The organism is Peribacillus tepidiphilus (assembly GCF_009466385.1).
GTDB classification, from domain to species: domain Bacteria; phylum Bacillota; class Bacilli; order Bacillales; family DSM-1321; genus Bacillus_BN; species Bacillus_BN tepidiphilus.
The window spans coordinates 1-22,433 of the sequence record NZ_WIAQ01000011.1 but is presented as its reverse complement, the minus strand read 5'-3'; the positions used below and the strand labels follow the sequence as shown (position 1 = coordinate 22,433).

Genomic DNA, 22,433 nt, shown 5'->3' with positions numbered 1-22,433 from the left:
ATTTTATTTGATTGGTAGGGGGCCCCCCACCAATGTTCATACTAGTGGTACAGATCTCACTAGGAACATATATAAAATTGGTATAGACAACTATACTAATTGTTGGTAAAATGGAATTGTAAGCGAATCCATTTTTTTGATCTTATTCTTATTCATACCTTATGAATAAAGGGGGACTATTTATGAGAAAAGAAGAAAGTTTGGCCAAGGAAATTATCGAACAGCTCGGCGGAACAGGTAACATCGCTGAGCTCGCATCTTGTATGACTCGTCTGCGTGTTAAACCGGTTGATGAAAGCAAAGTCAATCTTGAAGGCATCAAAAGCATTGATGGTGTCATGGGTGTTGTCGAAGCAGAAACACTACAAATTATTCTTGGTCCTGGAATCGTAACAAAAGTAGCGAATGAAGTTGCTGAACTGACAGGTAAGAATGTTCAGTCTGTAGATGAAAGCAGTGATAATCCTTTTGAAGGGCTTGCTCACAAAACAAAAGCGGAATTAAACAAAAAAAATGCGACGCCGTTTAAATTATTCCTTAGAAGAATTGCCAGTATCTTTATCCCGCTTATTCCAGCTATTGTCGCTTCCGGACTCATTGCAGGAATCACAAATGTTATTATTCGTTCCGGAGCAGATCCAACATCGACACCTGTCCAAGTATTAGATTTAATAGGATGGGGATTGTTTGGTTACTTATTCGTATTCGTTGGTATCAATACAGCAAGAGAATTTGGAGGTTCTCCAGCCCTTGGGGGAGCAGCCGCTATCATTCTATATAATCCGAAGCTAGCTGATATCCAAGTCTTTGGCGATGCGTTACTTCCTGGACGCGGTGGATTGATTGGTGTGATGTTAGCTGCCGCATTCATAGCATTCGTTGAAAAACGCATTCGTAAAATGGTCCCCCCTGCCATTGATATTATCGTAACGCCTACTTTATCGTTATTAATTACCGGTGTAGCAGCCTTATTCGTTTTACAGCCTGTTGGCGGTCTAATCTCTGATTTAATCACAAAAGGTTTATTAGGCTTAATCGACATGGGCGGCATCGTGGCCGGATTAATTCTTGCAGGTACATTCCTGCCACTAGTAGTAACGGGACTACATCAAGGATTGACTCCCGTTCATATGGAATTAATCAATACGATTGGAGATGATCCATTACTTCCAATATTAGCCATGGGCGGTGCTGGTCAAGTGGGTGCAGCCTTTGCCATCTACTTTAAAACGAAAAACGAACGGTTGAAAAAAGTTATTAAAGGTGGTCTTCCAGTCGGAATGTTAGGGATTGGGGAACCGTTAATTTTCGGGGTTACCCTGCCACTCGGGCGCCCATTCTTAACTGCTTGTCTTGGTGCAGCAGTCGGCGGTGCCTTCCAAGCGTTCTTTAAAATTGCCACTATTGCAATTGGAGTTTCTGGCATTCCGCTCGTATTCCTAGTTCATACACACCAAATTCTCTTATATCTACTAGGCTTGCTAGTTGCATACTTTTTTGGCTTCCTCTTCACTTGGACCTTTGGTTTTAAAGAAGAAATGGCGAAAAATATTTAATGAATTATTTCATAGAATGGAAGATGAAGGAGGATGATCCCTCCTTCTTTCTATTAGAAGGTATTTTTTACAAAATTCTGACTGTTAGTGCAGGTGAACATCCATGATTGGTATTTCCGTCTATTTAAACGAAAATAGAAGAGAACATTATGCTCAATGGATTCAAAAAGCTTCGTCCTATGGTCTCTCTTCCATCTTTACTTCTCTTCATATTCCAGAAGATGATCCTAAAGCATACAAAGCTCTCCTCCAAGAGCTAGGAGCTTTAGCAAAACAATTCAACATGGAGTTGTTGGCAGATATATCCCCAACATCTTTAGAACATTTAGGTCTTAAATGGGAAACACTAGACACTCTATTAGACTGGGGACTTACTGGCATTCGCGTTGATTATGGTTTTTCAGCTTACGAAATCGTACATCTATCAAAAATCATCAAGGTCGGTATCAATGCTAGTACTCTTTTAGAACATGAATTGGATGATTGGATCGAAAAAGGGTTAAATGTAGCAAATGTGGAAGCCTGGCATAACTTTTATCCTCGTCCCGAAACAGGGTTAGACCAATCTTTTTTGATCGAGAGAAACCGGTTTTTAAAAGCAAAAGGCATAACAACAATGGCGTTTATACCTGGGGATCAGGATTTGCGCGGCCCCATTCATGCCGGACTGCCGACTTTAGAAAAACACCGCTTCTCCTCCCCTGTTTTAGCAGCAGCAGAACTCATGTTTTCGGCTTATACTGACAAAGTATTAATCGGTGACCATGATTGCAAATATGAAACACTGGAGTGTTTGTCATATCTATCTAAAGGTATCATTCCGTTAAGAATGAAATTATTTCAAAAGAATCTATCTACATCAATATTGCGCCAGGTCCATACGAATCGAAAGGATCCCGCTCGTGATGTGATTCGTTCCGTTGAATCTCGTTCCTATGCCCAAATGGGAGATATCAGCATTGCTCCTGCCCATCAAGTCGAAAGAAAAATGGGAATGGTTACGATCGATAATCAGTTATATGGACGTTATGCCGGGGAATTGCAAATTGTATTAAAAGATCTCCCTAAGGATGAGAAAGTAAATGTAATAGGTCAGATTCTCGAAGAGGACCTCCCTCTTTTGAAAGAAATTAAAGCGGGGGGAAAATTCCAATTGATTGTGAGGGATTAAGCATGAACATTTCTAAACTAAACACAGAACAACAAAACCCTAAAACAGTAAACATTGATTTAATGACCACGGAAGAAATCATAACAGTCATTAATCAAGAAGACACACTCGTTCCTAATGCAATCGCAAAGGAAATTCCTATAATAGCAAAAGTAGTCGATCGAATCGTTGAAGCGTTCAAAATGGGAGGAAGACTCATCTATGTGGGTGCAGGTACTTCTGGAAGATTAGGAATTATCGATGCGTCTGAGTGTCCCCCAACTTATGGGACTAGTCCTGATATGGTAATTGGAGTTATTGCCGGAGGAAAAAGAGCGATGACAGATGCCATTGAAGGGGCTGAGGATAACTTACAGCAAGGAAAACAAGATCTAGTCGATATTTATCTAACCAATAAGGATGTCGTGGTCGGAATCGCCGCAAGCGGAAGAACACCGTATACCATTGGTGCTCTTCAATATGCCAATGAAATAGGAGCTGTTTCTGTTTCGATTGTTTGCAGTAAAGACTCTGAGATGGAGAAAATTTCTCAATATACGATCGCGCCTATTGTCGGTCCAGAAGTTATCACCGGTTCAACAAGAATGAAAGCAGGAACAGCTCAAAAACTCGTCTTAAACATGCTATCAACCGCTTCCATGATAAAAATGGGAAAAGTATATGGAAACTTAATGGTCGATCTACAAATGACCAATGAAAAACTTTTTAAACGAGCTGAAAATATCGTCAAAATGGCGACGGGTACAACCGATCAAGAAGCCCGTCAAGCATTAGTTGAACAAAAGTACAATACAAAAGCAGCCATTCTGCAGATTATTACAGGACTAAGAGGTTCACAAGTAACCGACCTTCTAGAAAAACATAATGGCTATTTAAGAAACGCCATTGAAGATTTTCATTCTAAAAAATGATCATCACTATGGGGGAAGTGTAGACATTTACTTAACGTTTCCCCCTCTCTTTCACCAACACTTGTATAGACCATTTAAATTCACAAAACTTATTTTTCCTCTGGTATATACAACTATCTTTCAATCGTTTTATAATAATAACAAGGATATTTACATGTAATGGAAATGAGGATGAACCATGAACCGTCTTCTATTAAAAAATGCAAAAATTATGCTTGAAAATGAAATCATACCATCTGGTTACTTATATATTGAGGAAGAAAAAATTCAAGATGTAGGTCCAATAAATAACCTGCCTTCTTTCGATGGAAACATAGAGGTGATTGAACTTTGTAATGAGGATACGATTGTTCCAGGTTTCATTGATGTTCATATCCATGGTGCTGGCGGAGCAGATACGATGGATGCCAACCTTGAGGCACTAACAACGATAGCGACTGTTCTTCCTGCTGAAGGTACGACAAGCTTCCTAGCAACAACGATTACTCAAGAAAAAGATCAAATAAAGAAGGCTTTAAAAAATGTGGCAGTTTATTGCCAACACCTTAATGAAGCAGGAAAGGCAGAAATATTAGGTATTCATCTAGAAGGACCATTTATTAATAGCAAACGAGCAGGTGCACAACCGGAAAATCATATTATTGCGCCAGACTTAGAGCTTTTTAAAGAGTGGCAAAAAGACTCCAACCAGTTAATTAAGCTGGTCACGTTGGCTCCTGAAGTCGAGAATGGACTTGAATTGATTCGATATTTATCATCAACGGGCGTCATTGCATCGATTGGACATTCAGATGCAACCTATGAGGAGGTAAAAGAAGCCGTCCATGCTGGTGCTACACATGTCACCCACTTATTCAATGGAATGAGAGGAATACATCACCGTGAACCGGGAGTTGCTGGTGCTGCTCTTCTGTTTAAAGAATTAATGATTGAAATCATTGCAGATGGAATTCATGTATGTCCAGAAATGATAAAGCTTTCCCTACAAGCAAAAGGTATGGATGGAATGATTTTGATAACGGATTCCATAAGGGCAAAATGCATGAAAAATGGTCTATATGACTTAGGAGGCCAAAATGTCACCGTAAAAGAGGGAAAAGCACTTCTTGACAACGGCACTTTAGCCGGAAGCATTTTGAAAATGAAGGAATCTGTTCAAAACATGATGGAATTCGCCAATATTTCATTAAAGGAAGCGGTACGTCTTGCCAGTACAAATCCAGCTAAGCAATTAAATGTCTTTGACCGAAAAGGCAGTATTGAAAAAGGGAAAGATGCGGACATCGTCATTTTGGATCGCGATTTAGAAGTGAAACAAACCATTTGCCGTGGAGTAAAAGCTTTTGAACGCAAGGTGATACGACAATGAACATCATTCAAGTAGCCAACTATGAAGAGATGAGCAAACACGCAGCACAGTATATCATTGAAAAAGTACGCGCCAATCCCTATATAAAACTGGGTCTTGCAACGGGAAGTACTCCAAAACGTACCTATCAAGAGTTGGTGAAGGACCATCGAGAAAATGGCACTACTTACCAACATGTCCAAACAATCAATCTCGACGAATATATAGGATTGCCTAAAACAGATCCTAACAGTTACCACTATTTTATGAGAAGGCATCTTTTTGATCATCTTGATATTCCTTCTGAACAAATCCATATGCCTTCAGGGACAGCAGATGATCTACTAAAGGAATGCGTTCGTTATGAACAATTGATAAAAGAAATCGGGGGCGTGGATCTCCAACTGTTAGGAATTGGGCAAAACGGTCATATCGGATTTAATGAGCCTGGAACATCCTTTAAAAGCCGTACCCATATTGTTTCTCTTGCGGAAAGTACTCGTATAGCGAATTCAACATTCTTTCCTTCCTTGGAAGAAGTGCCGACACGTGCCATTACAGTAGGTATTTCAACCATCTTAGATAGTCGTGAAATTTTATTGCTTGCTTCAGGGTCAGCAAAAGCACACGCTTTAAAACGTTTAATAACCGAGGGAATCCATGAGGAGTTCCCTGCTTCTGCCCTCAAGCTTCATAGCCATGTCACCATCATCGCGGATGCAGAAGCATTAAAATTCGTTTAGTAAAGGAGATTTGCCTATGATTGATAAAAATTCACCTATTCCAATTTATCATCAACTTGAAGAATACATTAAATCCCAGATTGAATGCGGTGCCCTGAAGGTAGATGAAGCGATTCCTTCTGAACGTGAATATGCGGAGCGTTACCAAATAAGTCGGATGACCGTTCGACAAGCTATTAACAATCTGGTGAATGAAGGATATTTATACCGCCAAAAAGGACGAGGAACATTCGTCAATAAGCAAAAGGTAGAACAGAAGCTCCAAGGTTTAACAAGCTTTACAGAAGATATGTTGGAACGGGGAATGAAGCCAAGCAGCAAGCTGTTGTCCTTTCAAATAATCCCTGCTGACATTCAAGTTGCCAGTCGATTAAAACTAAAAGAAAATACCCCTGTTTACGAAATCCAGCGTGTACGTTTGGCAGATGATGTTCCAATGGCTTTAGAAACCACCTATCTTCCTGCCAATCTGGTAAAAGGTTTGACTGAAGAAATCATTAATCAATCGCTCTATAAGTACATCGAAGATACCTTATTGCTAACAATTAGTGAAGCAGCCCAGCAAATAGAAGCAGCAAGCGCAAAGGAAATTGAAGTCAAGCACCTAGAAATTGAAAAAGGCTCTCCCGTCCTGCTAATCCTACGTACATCCTATTTACAGGATGGTACTCCCTTCGAATTTGTAAAATCCGCCTATCGAGCTGACCGATACAAATTCGTTCATACAATGAAAAGAACCTCTAGCTAGTAAAAGATTTATAGAGAAGACTTGATACAGGTCTTCTCTTTTTTATTATTGGTTTTTCCAGTTTGTCCAAATCGATTTTTCATGCAAAAGAAATATTATAAGGTGCGACATCTTCCAGTGGTTATTTTTGACCTTTCAAGAAGCTTTGAAATTGGGTAATAAGCACCTTAAATCACATTGCTATGCGATTGTTTACGAAATTTTTTATCTAAAACAAAACTGGCACTAACTCGATCTAATTGGTATAAAATATTAGTTTCTTCAACAGCTGGTTCTGGGCGATCGCTCTAGTCTGTGCTATCGCTTCCTTCAAAGAAACTCATTGATCTACCTTTTTGGCTGACTTATTTTTTCATCTATACTCGCGAATTTCTTCCGAAGGAACCGTTAAGCTAGTACTTACGATATAGATTCTCCCTTCCATGCTTCCTCTCTTCGATCACTCCATTGTGCAGGTCTTTTTTCTAAAAAGGCTTTAATTCCTTCAACGGCATCCGGTAGCTGACTGCTTTCAGAAATCACTTTTGAGCTATATCGTAAAGCATCAAAATCCTCGAACTGTAATTGAGTATAAAATTGTTTTTTACCAATCTCTAATACTGGTAGACTATGACGGGCAACAGAAGCTGCAAATTTTTCTGTTTCTTCATCCAGATGATCATGTGGCACGACTTTATTTACTAACCCATGGATCAGTGCTTCCTCCGCAGAAATAAAATCACCCGTAAACAATAGCTCAGCTGCTTTTTTCCGTCCAAGATTCCGGCTAATGAAAACCGCTGGTGTACTACAAAATAGTCCAATATGAACACCAGGTGCTGCAAATTTTGCTTCTTCACTAGCTATTGCAAGATCCGAAGCTGCAACTAGTTGACAGCCTGCCGCTGTTGCAATTCCATGTACTTTTGCTATGACAACCTGTGGGATCTTTCTGAGGTTTTCCATTAAAATCTGGCATTCATCAAATAAATGCCTTACCTCTTCTTCTGGACGCCCATCAATTTCTCTTAGGTTATGACCTGAACTAAACACTTTCCCTTCTGCCTGAATCACTACTACATTTACTCTACGATCCCTGGCAATTTCACTTAGAAGTGCGTCAAATTCCTTAATCAGTTCTAACGAAAGGGCATTGCGCTGCTTCTCATTATTAAGCGTGATCGTTCCAATCTTCCCTTTTTCCTTATACTTGATATAGCCCATATTCATTCCACCTCTCACATTTGTTTCGTTGTATTGAAAATGAAAAAGCGGCCTCTCCTAGATAAGGAAAGACCACTTCCAGTTATATTAGTCTCTCACTTATCTTACTAAAGCTTTGTTGACATTAGCAGGAATTAGCACCTTCCATTTATTAAAATATTGGGGTTGCCGTGGTTTCACAGGGCCTTTCCCTCCACCACTCTGGATAAGTAAAACATCCAACATTTATTTTTTAAATTTTTAGAAAAATCTTACTTTTAACTTTACCACCATTTTCCCATTCCGACAACTCCATTTTAAAAATGGCCCTGTTAAATAACATTGTTGAACATGGATAGAACAATAAAAGACCTCACAGTTGGAGGTCCTTTATGGTTCATTATTCCAAGCATTAAGTTAACTTATATTTTTAAGCCAAGTCATAATACGAATAACTTGAAAAGGTTCAAACCAAGTGATTAAAAACAGAAAAATAAAAAAAAGATTAGTGAAACAAACGTGAATCTTCCTTCTTCCTTTTTGGCAATTGCGGTAGCCTTTTTCTTATTCAGATCGGTTCATTCTGTTTTATGAATCAATTTTCCATTGGTAAATTTCGTTAAATGTTGGTATGATAATCTTAGTATTCCTTATTTGTATATTACTAATCCAGTTGTAAGGGAGTTCACTCGTACATGCTGCAAAAAGCACTCTTGTTTCTTAAATATCATTTATCCTTGATTTATTCCCTCTTATTTTTCTTTATGATGTTTTCCATTCTCGTCATCGTCCTACAGCTATCTAACTTACATGTGACCGATCATTCCCTCTATGTATTTCTATTAATCTACTTTGTCTATTCTTCCTTTTGTTTGTATGTCATTGTCCCTTATTTCCGTGAAAAAGAAATCATTAGAAGAAATCTGGAAAGAGAAATCCGGTACAAAAAGCTCATCGATCAACATCCTGATGGAATCGTAATGCATGAAAAAGGCCGTATTATCTATGCGAATTCCGTTGCCCTCAATCTTGTTGGATATCATGAAAATGAAGTGATTGGTAAAACATTGCTAGACTTCACTCATCCATCGGGGCATGAAAGGATTTTGAAGCGTCAAAAAGATATTTATAGCTCTACTGAGGAAATTATGTTGGATTTGTGTGAATATGAGCTGATCACGAAAAATGGTTCTTCATGCTTTGTAGAGTCAAAGGCCATTGTATGTCAGTTTAATGAGAAAAGATGCGTACAACTTGTATTACGTGATATTACCGAAAGAAAAAAACAAGAAGAACAATTAAAGGTATCTGATAAGCTGGCAGTTGTGGGACAAATTGCAGCGGGAATAGCTCATGAAATTAGAAATCCTTTAACAAGCATTAAGGGATTTATACAAATTATGAGAGAATCCTCCCAAAATCCATTTTATTATGATGTAATCATGGAAGAGATTGATCGAATTAATCAAGTAACCAATGATTTTCTCATCCTAGCAAAGCCTCATGCACAGGATTTTCGACTCTATGATTTTACGAAAATCCTAGATGATGTCGTCCACTTACTTCAACCGGAAGCTTTATTACATAATGTAGAATTTATTTTTCAACCTATGAATGACAAGCATTTCCTGCTATGTGATCGAAATGAGCTGAAACAGGTATTTATTAACATTTTCAAAAACTCCATCGAGGCCATGCCTAACGGTGGGCAAATCAAGCTGAACTGTTCTCCAAATCATGATCGACTAAGAGTTACGATCGAGGATACAGGCATCGGGATTCCAAAGAACCAGCTACCTAATATTGGCCAGCCCTTCTACACCCTCAAAGAAAAAGGCACTGGCCTAGGACTCATGACCACCATGAAAATTATTGAAAAGCATAAAGGCACATTCGACATCGAAAGCATGGAAGGTCGAGGTACCATTGTAACTATTGAATTCCCTTTGGAAAAGCTAGACAATCTTTCTGAAGAAAAATCTGTAGTGGAAGATCAAATAGCGTGACGACATACTTTTAGAAATATAGATAATCATTATTAGTCAAAACTATACGAGCCTCTTTCCTTTTAGGAATGAGGTTTTTTTACGGATAGGTAGAATTCTCTTAAACATGGCTCCGTAAAGTTACGCCTATGCTCGTAAGCTACTGAAAGTATTTGCAAAGTTTATTATCCTCTTATTAATCGAGATAAGATTAGTCAAAAACGGTTCCAATACTATACTTGAAAAATAAAGCCTTCTTCGTGGTTCATCTCATAAAATTCGTATTCCTTATCAAGACCTAAATACTTATAAAAAAAAAGCACATATTAGCCCTTGTTAATACGTGCTTTCCTTTTTCTATTAGGTACATTCATTTATCAAACGATAGGATCTTATTGGATTCCTATTAAAGTTTCTTCATATCAACCTGTTTTGTAGCAGGCCTTTTCCATTAAAACAATTCCATCTGTTCAAATTCTGCTAATTTTTCTAGCGATTGTGGATCGTTGTCTTGGAAGAAAGCATGATGAATGATTTTTTCTTTTGTCATAATTTGCTTTTCGCTTCCTTCTGCTTGTCTTAAGCGGCAGCTGTAAATAATCGGGAAATAATCTCGTAAAAATTTACCTTCTGCATGAGCTGTTAACGCGATGATTTGGAATCCAAGCTGTTCCGCAATAAAAAATACAGGTTGTAGTACATGGTCGCTGGATGCTTTTCCAAATGGATTGTCCACAATGACGGTACGGTGGCGCTTCATAATTGACTGAATGTGCTGTCGTTTTTCAGCAATGTAGTTTAATAAGCCAAGGAAAAGCGTCATGTTCTTGCTCCACTTTTCTCCTCCAGACCATACGTTTGACTGCTCCCAGGAATATAAGCTTTTCGTCACTTTGTTATCATTTGTCACTTTGCGACAGCTAACCTTCATCGTTTGATTTTTCATCACAACTTGCAATAACTGTTTGGACTGTAGCCATTTTTCCAAGTCCTTCTTCATTTTTCCGACATCTTCACGACCATTTTCATCTTTATACACATCTTTATCTAGCTGTTCGAGAATCCAATGGATGTACGCTCGGATTTCAGCTTTTCCAGCATGTTCGTCCCACTCTGGAATCGTAAAAGCAAAGATCTCTTTCCACTGGTTTTCGATTTTAACGCTCGTTTTCTTTGGAATTAATTTTAGTTCATCTACAATTTTTTGTAGATGAGTATGAACATGAATGATGAATTGCTCAAGCTGCTGATCATGAGTGATCATATTTTGCTCAGCGTATTTAATCGCGGTTCGAATTCGTCCTTCTAACAACTCTTTATATTTCAGCACATCTTCATACGTATGTTTGCTTTCAATACCTCGGATGGCTGTTTCCTGCATACGACCATCAGATATTTCGTTACGGCAAAAATGAATGTAATTCATTTTTTCATTTTCTACTTTTTTCAATTCTTTTTCTTTTTCATCAAATGCATCTTCCAGCTGTTTGATCATTTGTTTTGTTATTTGAATACGGGCATACGTAAATTCCATGATTTCTTCAGAAGACAGGAGCGCCTCTTTTACAGATGAATGTAAAAATTTATGCTTCGTATCGTATTTTTGAAATTCAATGACGGCTGTATGAATGTCTTTTACTTGCTTTTCAACTTGCATTAAAGACCGATCAAGATGTTCTTTTCTTAATACAAGAGATTGCTTTTCTTCATTTAGCTGCTGGCTAATTATCTCGAGATGTCCTTCAAATTCAAACAGCTTTTCTACTTTCCTTTTCATGTTTTCTATGGAACCAACTAGCTTATCATGCTTACGGGTGAGCTGTTCTACTTGCTCAGAAGCTGTTTTTAACTGAGATTTTAGCTTTGTACGTTTATTCAACAGCTCATTCATTTTTTCTGTTCCGTTCAGTGGAAACACAAGCTCTTCATTCAAATCCTCTTTTTCTTTACGAAGCTGATCCATCTCTCGTTCATAGCGTTCCATATTTTGGTTTGAAAATTGAATCGCTGTTTCGATTTGCCCACGGTCTTTTGAAATCTTTTCTAATTCTAGCTTAAGCTCTTGTCTTTTTTCTTCTAACACTTCAAGATTCGTTTCTGTAAAAAATGGATCCACCGTTTTAACTTCTTTATAAAGTTTATTTTCATGTATAGTTAGTGAAATTTGGTTAGAAATTTGATTGTGCTCAGTCTTTAAATCGTTGGCTTGATTTCGCAGGTCATGTATTTGATTCTTCAACCTGCTAGCTTTTGTTTCGAAATCTTGAATCTTAGCCCTAATAAATACTAATTCTTTTTCAATTCCTTCATTTTCTTTTTTCAATTTCAGGTATTTTTGAGCTTTTTCAATTTTAGTTTCAAATCCATTAATAGAATCGCTGTTTTCCTGACGTTTTTTTTCATTAATCTCAAATTCTTTTTCATTTTCTTCCAATTTTATGTACAGATCTTTTTCTTCAGAAGATAGAGCAAACATTTCATCGCTCAGTTTTGAAATGCTCTCCGTCAATTCCTGATAAGCTGCAAAAGGGAAGTGATGGAAAAAATCATCCCAATCTTTTTGCAGCTCTGTCCAAGCTTTTAGCTCCTGCTCTTTTTCTTGACGTTGCTGCCTTGCTTCCTGAGCTGTTTGCTGGATGGTCTCTTTCCAATGAGCAAAGCTCTCGGGATCCATGTTTGTACTCCAATGCTTTGGCTGGATCCATTCGAATATCAATGAATGGTTTCCTTGTACAAGATTTGAGGCTTCATCGAGCGATAAAACAATGATTGGATATTGCAGCTGTTCATGAACATGTTGAACTTTCTCTTTTAGCTTTGTCTTTTCTTTGTTCGTAGTTACGATCGTAATGGGCCAAAGAGAATAGTTCTCCGTTATCCCATCTAGATGTAAACCAAGCGAATGAATATATGAAACCCCTGTTTCTAAATAGGTGAATTGACTCTTCCATTGCTCGATTTGCTTAAACATATATGAGTCAGCTGAAAACACGTCTTGAGTTGCATAATCATCGACAAAGCGAAAGGCCAGCCGTTCTTGATTCAATAGCCTCTCCCGTTCACTAGACACTCTTTCAATATCCTCTAGCATTTGTTTTTCAATGGAATCTTGTTTTAAATAAACAGAATCAACGCGAGCCCATATCATTTTCCGTTCTGCTAATTTTAACTTAAGCTTTTGGTGCTCTTGTTCAAATCGATTCTTTGTCGATTGCATTTCAGCTTGTTTTCTATGTGCTGTTTGCAATTGTTCACGCTTTTCTTTCAGCTTCTCTTTAAGACCTTCATTTTCTTTTTTTATCTGTTTATTTCTTTCTATGAGTGTTATGTTTTCTTGATCTAAGTCGGTGGTCGTTTGAATCCAAATGGGTAGCTGCTCTTCAATGGTTTCTTGCATTGGATTTGACAAAGCTTCAGCCAAAAGATTTTTCATTTCCTTATGATTCTGTTCAACAATTGTCTCTTTGGAAGTAGTTAGTTTCGAAAGCTCATTTAATTCAGTCATTAATGTTTTTAAATTGGATTCCTCTTCTTCCAGTGTGTTTTGAACAGAGTTCCATTCAAACTGAATGTCTTGCTGCTTATTTTTTAACTTTTCTTCGAGTTCAACGAAATACCCTTTAATTTGGCGAGCATTCTCATGTAAAGCTTCTTTTATTTCCTCCGTATCTAGCTCTTGATCCAACTGCTTCAGTTTTTCTTCATTGAATACTTTTCTTTGCTTTTCGGTTTCATAGTTCTTCTTCATTTCCGCTAGCTTTAAAGAGTAATAGAAAGAATCCGTTTCATTCAATTGAATTTGGATTTCGTCACGCTGATACATATGTTCAGTGAGTTTAATTGAAACTTCAGCTAGCTTTTGTTGTTCCTTTGCAATTTCATATGAAGCTTCCTTTTGAGCAAAAAGATGATTTTTTTCTTGCCAGTCCTGTAACGCTTCATGAAGTTTCAGTTGTTCTTCTTCTGCTTCATTCAGTTGATTCTTCGCAAGGTTATAGTACGCCTTTGCTTTTTCCTTTGCTCTTTCATATTCGTGTGTTTTCTCATCCAGACTTGCAAATCTTTTGACATACTGATCTAATCTTTCTTTAATCCGTTCATTTTCAGCGATTTTTTCTTTTAATTGTTTATATTCTTTAAAGCTTGTGCGATGTTTTTCAAACGTTTCAGCAAACTCATGCTTTTGAAAACCAGCCAAAGATTCTTCAACAGTTGGAATGAGTAAGCGGTCAAACAATTGTCCGGTTGTTTTGCACTCATCAAAAAAATGCTCGACTCCTCCTTCGGCACTGTTGATTTTTACGATGCTTTCCCATTCTTTAGGTATAATATGATAGTTTTCTTCTAAATACTGTTTGTAGTTTTTAATCGTATCAAATGTTTTGGCATTCAAATAGTTTTGCGACATATAAGAATAGTATTCTTGTATTTCGGAACGATCGGCAGCTCTTATTTTCCCAGCGAACTCTTTGACAAATGGAATTTCTACGAGTGAATGCTTGTCATGCTCCCCATATTCATAGACATAACGGAACGAATCGAGTCCGTTTTTGGTTAAAAATAACGAGACAGCCGTAACCGCATAGCGGCGAGGTCGTTCATGTAAAATCCATTCAATGGCAATATGAGCTGGAGCATCTTCTAGCTTTAACGTGTCTTTAACTTTTCGATCCGCTAAGTCAACATGAGGAAGAACTGCTTGAATCGCCGTTTGAATAAAAACGGTTTTTCCTCCTCCGTTTTCAAGCAAAATAGCACCATTATGGCCATCAAATACAAAAATTTCATCATTGTACCGTTTATTGCCACCTTCATAAACGACATTCGTAAATCTAATTCTCGAGATCGACGGCATTCGTTTGGACCCCCTCTTTATCCGCTTCAAACTGATATAGAAACTCTAGTATTCCTCGGTTATATTCCAATTCCATAAAATAGCGCTGGACAATCGTTTTAGCTTTTTCTGTTAAACTGAGCTCTTGATTTCCGATTTCCTCAACAATCTCCTGGTCGACTAAAAATCGCTTCACCGTGTCTAAAAAGCTTAGACGGCTGATCGTATTCCCCGTTTGTTTCTTTGCTGTTTCCTTTAAATCATCCATTGCATCCCATTTTTCAATAATAGCTGTCCAATTGTATGAAAAATCCTTTTCATATTGTTTTAAATCCTCTTCAGAATGCTCCTTCAGTGATTCGATTCGCTTATTCACACATGTTACCCATTCGTCTAATCGGAGAAAATCTCTCGTCGGCTCTTTCGAATGATAGCTATCATAAAATTCACCTAGAAAAATAATCGTTGCAAAATATAAAAGATAAAGGTCGGTATTTGTTGCATTTGCTTTTAAATACGTTCGCTTTAAATAGTCATTGCTTACATGAAATGGGGACAGTTTTACAAGCGGAATCATATATAAATGTTCACCTGCAATAATGGTCGTACAATCGACTTTTCTTGCAAATTGATCGACCAATCCTCGGACGCCATCATCAGCGATGTAGTCTCTAAGAAGTGATTTTTCTGCTACTCCATTCCGTGATAATACTGAATAGATATCAAATGCTTTCATAACGGTTGCTTCATCAAAATGCACTGTGTTCATCTCCTACTGCAATCAACATATTTTGAATTGAAAATCGCTTGGACCCATTAATGATGCTAGGTTGTTCGGTCACATAAAGCGTCTTGCTGCCTAACAACGAAGTAACGCCATCTAATACATGCGTTTGTTCGTCCTCTCCTTCACTGTTTTTTCGGATCGGAGAACGGTGGTGGAGAAGAATAAAAAAGTCGTAAACGTAACGGCTTTCTAACAAGTGCTCATATCCATTTGTTTTTAAATACTGAAAATAATCTTCAATTGAGATCGCTTGATGATCAGCCATTGCATCTAACAATAATTGCATAAACTTTTCATAATAACGAGCAATCATTTGTTGATAGCGTAGTGTTTCTCCTTCACTTACTTCAAGAAAACCGTCTTGTTCATGTTTCTCTCGTTCTTCGGTTATATTTTGTTCGGTAAATACTGTTAATAACGACCATTGCTTTGTTTCCTGCACCTTCAAAAATGGAGCCATGATCCCTTTCATAGATTGTAACGGAAGCGGAGAACTAATCATTCTTGAAGTAATATCCTGGTCAAAATTAAAAGAGTCAATGCCAACATAATAAAGAGACTCCTGCGCCGCTTGTAGAGCGGTATTTTTCAAATGTATACTCTTTTGAAGAAGCGATGTATGAGCAGCATGCACCTTTTCCAATTCCTTTGAAATTTCAAGGACTAATTCGTATGTTTTTCGTTCCTGCTTTGTATGATCCTTGTAATAAAGCCGTTCTTTTGTTTCTTTTACAAAATCATGCAATTCTTGAAATTCTTCATTCTCTAAGTTCAATCGATATAGGATATCTTCAAGCAAAGCTTTATACCGAGCATGAGTATCCTCCGAGATAATATTTCGTTTAATTTCATGCTCGAGCTTCACCATCCGCTCCTCTAAAGCTTCCACATCAATCCGCATCTCGTTAATTTGTCTTAGAGCTCCTTTAAATTCACCTTTTTCTAGCTGTTTCCTAAGCATAAGCTGATTAATCGATAACTGAAACTCACTATAAAACTCTTTCGTAGCAAACACGAGTTCTAGTCCGTCTTCATCGAGTGTATAATATTGAGAATTCGTTTTTACATCAAAGGAATGAGCTTTTAAAATCGAAAAATATACGGTATCCAGCTGCTTTGTCTCCCAATTAAAAAAAGAAGCCTCACGTTTTTTGCCTGATGCAGGACGAAACGTTTGAATGATGGTTCTGGATAAGTCTTCAAATCCACTCACATCAAGTGTTACTTGATTTTCCGTTACTTTTTGTAAAAAAGCAGCAAGCTCTTTTACCCCTGCGCGATGGTTTCGCATCAGCTTTTGTTCAAAAAAGAATAAGAGCGTCAACAGCCCTAACCCTTTCATATCGATCGGGTTTCCTTCTAGGTCCACTTGCTTTTTCCTTTCTAATTCATAAAGTGGTTCAAACAAAACAATTCTAGCGATCCGTTCACTATATCCAAAAGTGATGTCCTTTATTTCCATGAAGCATTCCTCCAAATGTGCTGCAATTCATTTGTTTTGATGATTTCTTGAGGATAGTAGCCTCCGTTTTGCAGCATCGACGTAATTTGAGCTAGTTGTACTTTTGGAAAATAAGATAAAAATTCATTCATCGCCTCATCGTTTTTCCGCTGATTTTGCTTGCCAAACACATAAGGCTGGCTTAGGCATGCCTCATAAAAAGGAATAGCTGGTAGTACTTGAATTTTTTTCGATAGCAAATACCAAATGTTAATCCCTTCGTGATCCAAATCGCCAAAATAATAGAAATGATGCTGGCAAGACTGTAGCGGCAATTGATAATCAAACTGTTCGATGCTTTTGATAATTTTTTTGCCGCTGCCGTAAATAAGCGTTGTAAAGGAAGTTTCCGTTAATGTGGGTAGAAGCCCTTGATAGGTTGTTTTATTTTCAACGATTAGGTGCTTGTGCGATGTATTTTGTATCATGAGTGGATTTACTGCAAACATCAATGGATCGGAAACAGGAACGATTTTGAGTAGCTTCCATATACGAATGCGTTCTAACAGTTCTTTTCCGCCACCTTCTGTGATCCATTTTTCATCGCCAATGATTTCAAACGATCTCTCAGGTGCGGGCACTTGTTCAGCTGGGAAGCTGTGTTTTTTCAAATATTCATTGATTTTTACAATCATCGGATAGTCTTGCTTCCATTGTTCTTCAGGTAAATGAAAATAGCCCTCGAGGTAAATAGAGGGATGTACAATTAGTCTGGCTTCTTTTATTTTCTCTTGAAGGTCTTGCTTTACTAGACTTTTGTTAACTCGATATGTATAAGATAACGAAGGATTTTTCCCATTTTCTCCGTGTGACTTGACTTTTTCAATAATACTTTCGGCTTCTAATTGCATAACACAGCTGGCAAAGCTGTCATAATCCAAAGTTCCTGAAGCTAACTGTTCCAACTCACTTAATGAAACGGTTCTCTTTTTTCTCATTTTTAAAAAATCCATTAATTTCTCTTTCACGAACCATCACCGATCTGTTTTTCTTTAAGTATATCATCATTTTGGAATTGAATTGGGAAATTTCATAGTAAATTTTATCTGCATATTCTGTGATTAATGGGAAAATATATTTTGTAAATTTTATAAAGAACAATTTATTTAAAAAGACATACAAGGAGCATCTGACTCTCGTTCCAATAATTCGAGATTCTTATAAAAATCTTGTTTTCCTTTTGCGGAAAATAACTGAACCTTTTATTCCCTTCTTTTTTACACATTTCAAGTAATTTGTCCATCAAGAACTTTCCTATTCCCTGCTTCTGATATAAAGGATGAACTATTACATCACAAATAAACGTTTACGATAACACCCTATCATTAATGAATCCGATTTAAAATCAAGTACCTATCAAAAGGAACAAAAAAGAGCCTACTATTGTAGACTCTCATAACCAAGTTCCCTATTTCGCCTTCCTCTCTCAAAATGATAATGCAGGCGGTATTCACAAATGTCTTTTGTCATGCTGAATAAAATCTCTTCATCTTCTTTGATCACATCAAACTGCAGCTCGAACACATCATTCTCATATGTTATTAACCCTTTAGAACTGCCGCTCCAATTTTTCATAGGTGCTGCAGCAACAAGCTTGCTGACTTTTTCTTCATCATATTCCCATAGCTTCTTTGTAACGTTATCCGTAAAATCCATTCGTTTTCGATATTCCTTACTCGTTAAGTAGTGATGGAAAAAAGGAGCAACCTCCTTTGACGTTACTGGATCATACCAATGACTTGTACCTCTTTGAAGCATCGCTAGAAGAACGACCATTTTGTAACTCTTTGTCATTGAGGTTCTCTCTACTTCGACTAACCAGTTTTCATAACGCTTATAGACTTCTTTTTCCCGTTCTGATAGTTCATCCGCCCATAAAAGGAAGCCGTAATACGATTTAAACTCCTGTCGATAATGAGCAGCTTCGGAAGCACCTTTCAAATGCAGTTCTAGGTAGGATGGCCTTCTGCCTAACTCTTGCTTTAATGACATGTAGTCATGGAATAGTTTTTCTCTTCGAGGCTGTTTCTTACGTGTCATTTCTTTTAGTAAATTTATGACCTTGACGTCCAAATGAATATCACATATTTCTGGTACGACTGGCAGGATCTTTTTTGTCTTGCCAGCTAATCCTTCTTTATCAAATAAACTCAGTTTAATATCCGCATTTCGGTAATTTCCAATTAAGTCGATAATCACGCAATACTTTTTAGATTCATGCAGTCGAAGCCCGCGTCCAATTTGCTGGGTAAAAACAGTCAGGGATTCTGTAGGTCGAACAAACAAAAGGGTATCAACAGAAGGAATATCTACTCCTTCGTTAAACAGGTCAACTGTGAAAATGACATCCAGTTCACCTTTTGTCAGCTTATCGATCGCTTCATGTCTGCCAACCTCTACCTGTTTTGAATGTAGGCTTACGGTTTTATATCCGTTTCGATTGAAATACTCCGATAAAAAGTTTGCTTGTTTAATAGAGGAACAAAAGCCGATTGTTCTCGTCTGTTTTTTATCTACCCACGCTTGCAAAATCTTACTCGCCATTTCGTCTCTAAGCTGGACCTGTAAAAGCTCCTGGTCATCATAACGATTACCCAACCAGGTAATTTGGCTATAATCCGTATCATCATATACTCCATAATATTTAAAAGGAGAAAGCCAATTTCGTTCAATAGCTTCTAAAAAATCAAGTCGAAACGCAACGTTTCCATCACAAATCGCATAGACATCCTTATTATCATTTCGATCAGGTGTTGCTGTAATCCCCAGTAAAAACTTTGGTTCAAAATAATCGATCACTCTTTTATAGGAATCCGCAGCTGCATGGTGAAATTCATCCACAATGATTAAATCAAATTCATCTGGCTGAAAAGAATGAAGATGCTTCCTAGAACTCAAAGTAAATATGGATGCAAAAACGATATCTGCCTCTCCTTCTTTTCTCTTCCCATCATATATTCCATATGACTTATTGGGCATAATTTTCTGGAAAGAGCTCTTGGCCTGCTTCAGTATTTCCTCACGATGGGCAATAAACAACACTCTCTCAAAGTTTTGAGAAAAGAAGCCAGCTAAATACGTTTTTCCTAAACCAGTCGCCATGACCACAAGAGCTTTGTTGTACTCTTCTTCAAGAGTCTTATTTAACTCCTCTAACGCTTCAATTTGTGCAAAACGAGGTTTGATTTCACCATAGGTGACTGGTGGATCATGAATAACCTCTTCATACTCCTCTTCCTTGTTCTTAGTTGGAAGCATTAAATCTAGCTCTTCAGCTTTTGACCAAGCTTGAGCAAGTTGAGGATGACACTTATGATACTCTTCATATCGGACATAGTAATCCTTCAAAGTCTCTGAGTTTAGTGGCACTGTCTGGTCGGAGTAAAAGGTTTTTAAGAATTGCTGCAGTGCTTCATCAAACACCTCTTTTTCATCACTAATAGAGACATTCCATTCAACACCATTACTCAACGCTGACTTTGATAGATTAGAAGACCCAATAAAAAAACACTCGTGCTCTCCGTTTTGAAAAAGATAAGCCTTTGGATGAAAGGAGGTTCCGTTACTCTTCCAAATACGAACTTCAATTCTTTTATCAATATGTAAAAGCTCTTCCAAAGCTTCCGGCTGGGTAACAAATAAGTAATCCCCTGTACATATTTTTATATCAGCCCCTCTTTCAGCTGCAGCCTTTAAGGCATCTCGTAAATATTCAACACCTGACTTCATCACAAAAGACGTCAAAATACAAATCGTAGAAGAAGCTTCCATTTGTTTTATGATGTGTTTACCTAATTGATTTGTTATTAATTGAACCTTACTCATCTTCAACCTCAATCAAGAAAATTTTCTCTTTGAAGCCCCCTCTTTTCTCCGCCTTTCTCTGACGAATTTCTTCAACCTTTTCAAACGAAGCTCCATGATATTCCGCCAATGCATGAATGATTTCCAGCAAATCCGCTAACTCTTCAAGAGCATCTTCATCACTCGTCGTACTCACATACTCTTCCAGCTCTTCATAGCTCTTCTTTTTCAACTCTTTTATGTATTCATCGTTGTCTAGAATCCTAGTAGAAAACTTTTTTCCTGTGCTTTCAATTATTTCTGGGATACGATCGCGAACTAATTTATTATAAACAGGCATATAGTTACCTCCAAATTTATGATAATTCAATTATATCAAAGAGCATTACAAAAAATTAGGAGGGTTCTAAACTCCCATAAAAAAATGGCTCTGAATTTAGTTGAACGTCCCTGTCTCTTTTATATAATTCAGTACGTCTAGTTTAAACTGTGTTGTGTAGGATGTATAGGGCTTTTTAAAGGCATTTTCACCATGGTGTTCATATTGTTTGATCCAATTTAATAATACTGTATGATGGACTCCTATAGATTTTGCAATAGATTTTACCCCCTCCGTTCCCTGTTGATAACGAATAACTGCTTCTTTTTTTTCCTCTATGTTAAATTTAGGCATATAAAAACTAAACCTCCAATTGTTAGTTGTGTGTCTAACAATTGGAGGTGCAGTTCAAAAAGGGTGGTCTTCCTGGTCGTTCTCGTAAAAATCCTTTCGATGAACCAAACCCCATGTGACTCGATAACATATGGAGGGCATCGATATTACCAGTATCGGTGTCCTCTTTTAGATTACAATAAAAATACAGATAATACCAGAGCAAAATTCCAAATAATAGAGGGCAAAAATCTATACAAAGTTACATATTTTTAGGATAACTTAATTTCTACATTAATTCTTTGTTTAGCAACACATTCTCCATTTTTTACGATATAGCATTCTACATAATGATTCCCTTTAAAGGAGGTTTCTTCATAATTACTAAATTTATAGTAAATAGCTACTCTTAATTTGGATAAGCCTGCCTATACAAATCCTCCAAAGCCAATCTCACAGATTCTCTTTCAGTTAAGGCTACACCTACTCCTGTGTAGTCCCTCCAAGGATATCCTTCATCACAGAGAGTAGCAAAAGTTTTAATACTTCCATCTACCAAGTAATAGACTCCAATTTCAATACAATCTTTAAATTCATTAATAATAGTATTTATTTCTGCTTTTACAATACGATCTTTTACTTCCATTTCATCGCCTCTTTCTAAAAGAATTTCACTCCTTTACATGATAAAATACTTTTCTTATTAAATAACACTAGTGTTGCATTAATTAAATTTTAATATTAAAAAGACTCGCAATCTTCACTTATTTTATTTTGTGTAAAGAAAAAGTCCTTTATAATGGATAAGTTAGGTGGTAACCCGTCCAAATCCACTAAAAAGGACCAAACTCATGGACAAGATTACACGAAAAACTTCATTTGGACAATGGTTTTCGCCAATAAATCTTCAATTATTTGAAGAACAGGTGAAAACGATGAAATTAGATTACTATACGAAAAAATTAACGACAGAGTCATTTCTAAAATTACTGCTTTTTGCGCAATTGGAAGAAATCGAAAGTCTCCATGCGCTAAGCGATTGCCTTTTTGATGACCAACTTCAAAAGGGGATCGACCTTAATTCTATTAGTATTTCACAGTTGTCACGGCGATTAAATGGTATAAACCCAGATCTATTTCAAAAGCTTTTTCTTGATTTAGTCGCAAAAATTCATGCCAAAACACACTACACAAAACGGGTCATGCCTTTA

19 protein-coding genes and 1 riboswitch are annotated in these 22,433 nt (G+C 37.2%); of the genes, 8 read left to right on the top strand and 11 right to left on the bottom strand.

The features are described from left to right. Positions 1–182 precede the first annotated feature (182 nt). The 6 genes from GD441_RS08240 to GD441_RS08215 all read left to right on the top strand — a co-directional run bounded on the left by GD441_RS08240 (position 183) and on the right by GD441_RS08215 (position 6,477). Positions 183–1,556: a PTS transporter subunit EIIC gene (locus tag GD441_RS08240; protein WP_153125607.1), complete on the top strand. Its 1,374-nt coding sequence runs from the start codon at positions 183–185 to the stop codon at positions 1,554–1,556. Positions 1,557–1,659: 103 nt separating this feature from the next. Continuing rightward, positions 1,660–2,727, top strand: coding sequence for a DUF871 domain-containing protein (locus GD441_RS08235; RefSeq protein ID WP_153125605.1), 1,068 nt, complete (start codon positions 1,660–1,662; stop codon positions 2,725–2,727). A 2-nt stretch (positions 2,728–2,729) separates the two neighbouring features. Further along, entirely contained in the window at positions 2,730–3,638 is a 909-nt protein-coding gene (gene murQ, locus GD441_RS08230; RefSeq protein WP_153125603.1) for an N-acetylmuramic acid 6-phosphate etherase, read from the top strand. A 178-nt stretch (positions 3,639–3,816) separates the two neighbouring features. Next, positions 3,817–5,007: an N-acetylglucosamine-6-phosphate deacetylase gene (gene nagA / locus GD441_RS08225; RefSeq protein ID WP_153125601.1), complete on the top strand. Its 1,191-nt coding sequence runs from the start codon at positions 3,817–3,819 to the stop codon at positions 5,005–5,007. After that, on the top strand, positions 5,004–5,729 hold the full coding sequence (nagB, locus tag GD441_RS08220; protein ID WP_153125599.1) for a glucosamine-6-phosphate deaminase: 726 nt from the start codon (positions 5,004–5,006) through the stop codon (positions 5,727–5,729). The genes nagA and nagB overlap by 4 nt, the downstream gene beginning before the upstream one ends. A gap of 16 nt (positions 5,730–5,745) precedes the next feature. Continuing rightward, positions 5,746–6,477: a GntR family transcriptional regulator gene (locus GD441_RS08215; RefSeq protein ID WP_153125597.1), complete on the top strand. Its 732-nt coding sequence runs from the start codon at positions 5,746–5,748 to the stop codon at positions 6,475–6,477. A 399-nt stretch (positions 6,478–6,876) separates the two neighbouring features. On the opposite strand, the gene GD441_RS08210 is transcribed toward GD441_RS08215, so the two are convergent. Beyond that, the gene (locus GD441_RS08210; protein ID WP_153125595.1) at positions 6,877–7,680 is read right to left on the bottom strand and encodes an enoyl-CoA hydratase; all 804 of its coding nucleotides are present in this window, start codon (positions 7,678–7,680) and stop codon (positions 6,877–6,879) included. A gap of 96 nt (positions 7,681–7,776) precedes the next feature. Further along, a riboswitch (SAM riboswitch) is annotated at positions 7,777–7,892 on the bottom strand. A 462-nt stretch (positions 7,893–8,354) separates the two neighbouring features. Between GD441_RS08210 and GD441_RS08205 the strand changes: the two genes are divergently transcribed. After that, positions 8,355–9,665 carry an ATP-binding protein gene (locus tag GD441_RS08205; RefSeq protein WP_153125593.1) on the top strand — a complete coding sequence of 437 codons (1,311 nt, stop codon included), beginning with the start codon at positions 8,355–8,357 and terminating at the stop codon, positions 9,663–9,665. Positions 9,666–10,095: 430 nt separating this feature from the next. On the opposite strand, the gene GD441_RS08200 is transcribed toward GD441_RS08205, so the two are convergent. The 10 genes from GD441_RS08200 to GD441_RS08160 all read right to left on the bottom strand — a co-directional run bounded on the left by GD441_RS08200 (position 10,096) and on the right by GD441_RS08160 (position 21,868). Beyond that, the gene (locus GD441_RS08200; protein ID WP_153125592.1) at positions 10,096–14,499 is read right to left on the bottom strand and encodes a coiled-coil domain-containing protein; all 4,404 of its coding nucleotides are present in this window, start codon (positions 14,497–14,499) and stop codon (positions 10,096–10,098) included. Next, positions 14,477–15,238: a DUF6063 family protein gene (locus GD441_RS08195; RefSeq protein WP_225434174.1), complete on the bottom strand. Its 762-nt coding sequence runs from the start codon at positions 15,236–15,238 to the stop codon at positions 14,477–14,479. Before GD441_RS08195 ends, GD441_RS08200 begins: the two co-directional genes overlap by 23 nt. Beyond that, entirely contained in the window at positions 15,228–16,727 is a 1,500-nt protein-coding gene (locus tag GD441_RS08190; protein ID WP_153125590.1) for a replicative DNA helicase, read from the bottom strand. Before GD441_RS08190 ends, GD441_RS08195 begins: the two co-directional genes overlap by 11 nt. After that, positions 16,718–17,734 (bottom strand): Wadjet anti-phage system protein JetD domain-containing protein, encoded by a 1,017-nt coding sequence (locus GD441_RS08185; protein WP_225434173.1) that lies wholly within the window; start codon positions 17,732–17,734, stop codon positions 16,718–16,720. Before GD441_RS08185 ends, GD441_RS08190 begins: the two co-directional genes overlap by 10 nt. A gap of 134 nt (positions 17,735–17,868) precedes the next feature. Next, the gene (locus tag GD441_RS08180) at positions 17,869–18,024 is read right to left on the bottom strand and encodes a hypothetical protein (protein WP_263862433.1); all 156 of its coding nucleotides are present in this window, start codon (positions 18,022–18,024) and stop codon (positions 17,869–17,871) included. 122 nt (positions 18,025–18,146) lie between these two features. After that, positions 18,147–20,591: a DEAD/DEAH box helicase family protein gene (locus GD441_RS08175; RefSeq protein ID WP_153125588.1), complete on the bottom strand. Its 2,445-nt coding sequence runs from the start codon at positions 20,589–20,591 to the stop codon at positions 18,147–18,149. Continuing rightward, entirely contained in the window at positions 20,584–20,910 is a 327-nt protein-coding gene (locus GD441_RS08170; RefSeq protein ID WP_153125585.1) for a nucleoside triphosphate pyrophosphohydrolase, read from the bottom strand. The genes GD441_RS08175 and GD441_RS08170 overlap by 8 nt, the downstream gene beginning before the upstream one ends. Before the next feature lie 96 nt (positions 20,911–21,006). Next, the gene (locus GD441_RS08165; protein WP_153125583.1) at positions 21,007–21,243 is read right to left on the bottom strand and encodes a transposase; all 237 of its coding nucleotides are present in this window, start codon (positions 21,241–21,243) and stop codon (positions 21,007–21,009) included. A 251-nt stretch (positions 21,244–21,494) separates the two neighbouring features. After that, a complete protein-coding gene (locus GD441_RS16985) occupies positions 21,495–21,623 on the bottom strand; it encodes a nucleotide-binding domain-containing protein (RefSeq protein ID WP_191992129.1) in 129 nt (42 codons plus the stop codon). 8 nt (positions 21,624–21,631) lie between these two features. Further along, a complete protein-coding gene (locus tag GD441_RS08160; protein WP_153125581.1) occupies positions 21,632–21,868 on the bottom strand; it encodes a hypothetical protein in 237 nt (78 codons plus the stop codon). A gap of 205 nt (positions 21,869–22,073) precedes the next feature. Here GD441_RS08160 and GD441_RS08155 point away from each other — a divergent pair. Continuing rightward, positions 22,074–22,433: DUF4372 domain-containing protein (locus tag GD441_RS08155; protein ID WP_153125579.1), on the top strand; the 360-nt coding region annotated here is incomplete at its 3' end.

Coding starts and splice junctions, on each gene's coding strand:
- GD441_RS08240 (WP_153125607.1), top strand. CDS start 183: ATGAGAAAAGAAGAAAGTTTGGCCAAGGAAATTATCGAACAGCTCGGC.
- GD441_RS08235 (WP_153125605.1), top strand. CDS start 1,660: ATGATTGGTATTTCCGTCTATTTAAACGAAAATAGAAGAGAACATTAT.
- murQ (WP_153125603.1), top strand. CDS start 2,730: ATGAACATTTCTAAACTAAACACAGAACAACAAAACCCTAAAACAGTA.
- nagA (WP_153125601.1), top strand. CDS start 3,817: ATGAACCGTCTTCTATTAAAAAATGCAAAAATTATGCTTGAAAATGAA.
- nagB (WP_153125599.1), top strand. CDS start 5,004: ATGAACATCATTCAAGTAGCCAACTATGAAGAGATGAGCAAACACGCA.
- GD441_RS08215 (WP_153125597.1), top strand. CDS start 5,746: ATGATTGATAAAAATTCACCTATTCCAATTTATCATCAACTTGAAGAA.
- GD441_RS08210 (WP_153125595.1), bottom strand. CDS start 7,680: ATGGGCTATATCAAGTATAAGGAAAAAGGGAAGATTGGAACGATCACG.
- GD441_RS08205 (WP_153125593.1), top strand. CDS start 8,355: ATGCTGCAAAAAGCACTCTTGTTTCTTAAATATCATTTATCCTTGATT.
- GD441_RS08200 (WP_153125592.1), bottom strand. CDS start 14,499: ATGCCGTCGATCTCGAGAATTAGATTTACGAATGTCGTTTATGAAGGT.
- GD441_RS08190 (WP_153125590.1), bottom strand. CDS start 16,727: ATGGAAATAAAGGACATCACTTTTGGATATAGTGAACGGATCGCTAGA.
- GD441_RS08175 (WP_153125588.1), bottom strand. CDS start 20,591: ATGAGTAAGGTTCAATTAATAACAAATCAATTAGGTAAACACATCATA.
- GD441_RS08170 (WP_153125585.1), bottom strand. CDS start 20,910: ATGCCTGTTTATAATAAATTAGTTCGCGATCGTATCCCAGAAATAATT.
- GD441_RS08165 (WP_153125583.1), bottom strand. CDS start 21,243: ATGCCTAAATTTAACATAGAGGAAAAAAAAGAAGCAGTTATTCGTTAT.
- GD441_RS08160 (WP_153125581.1), bottom strand. CDS start 21,868: ATGGAAGTAAAAGATCGTATTGTAAAAGCAGAAATAAATACTATTATT.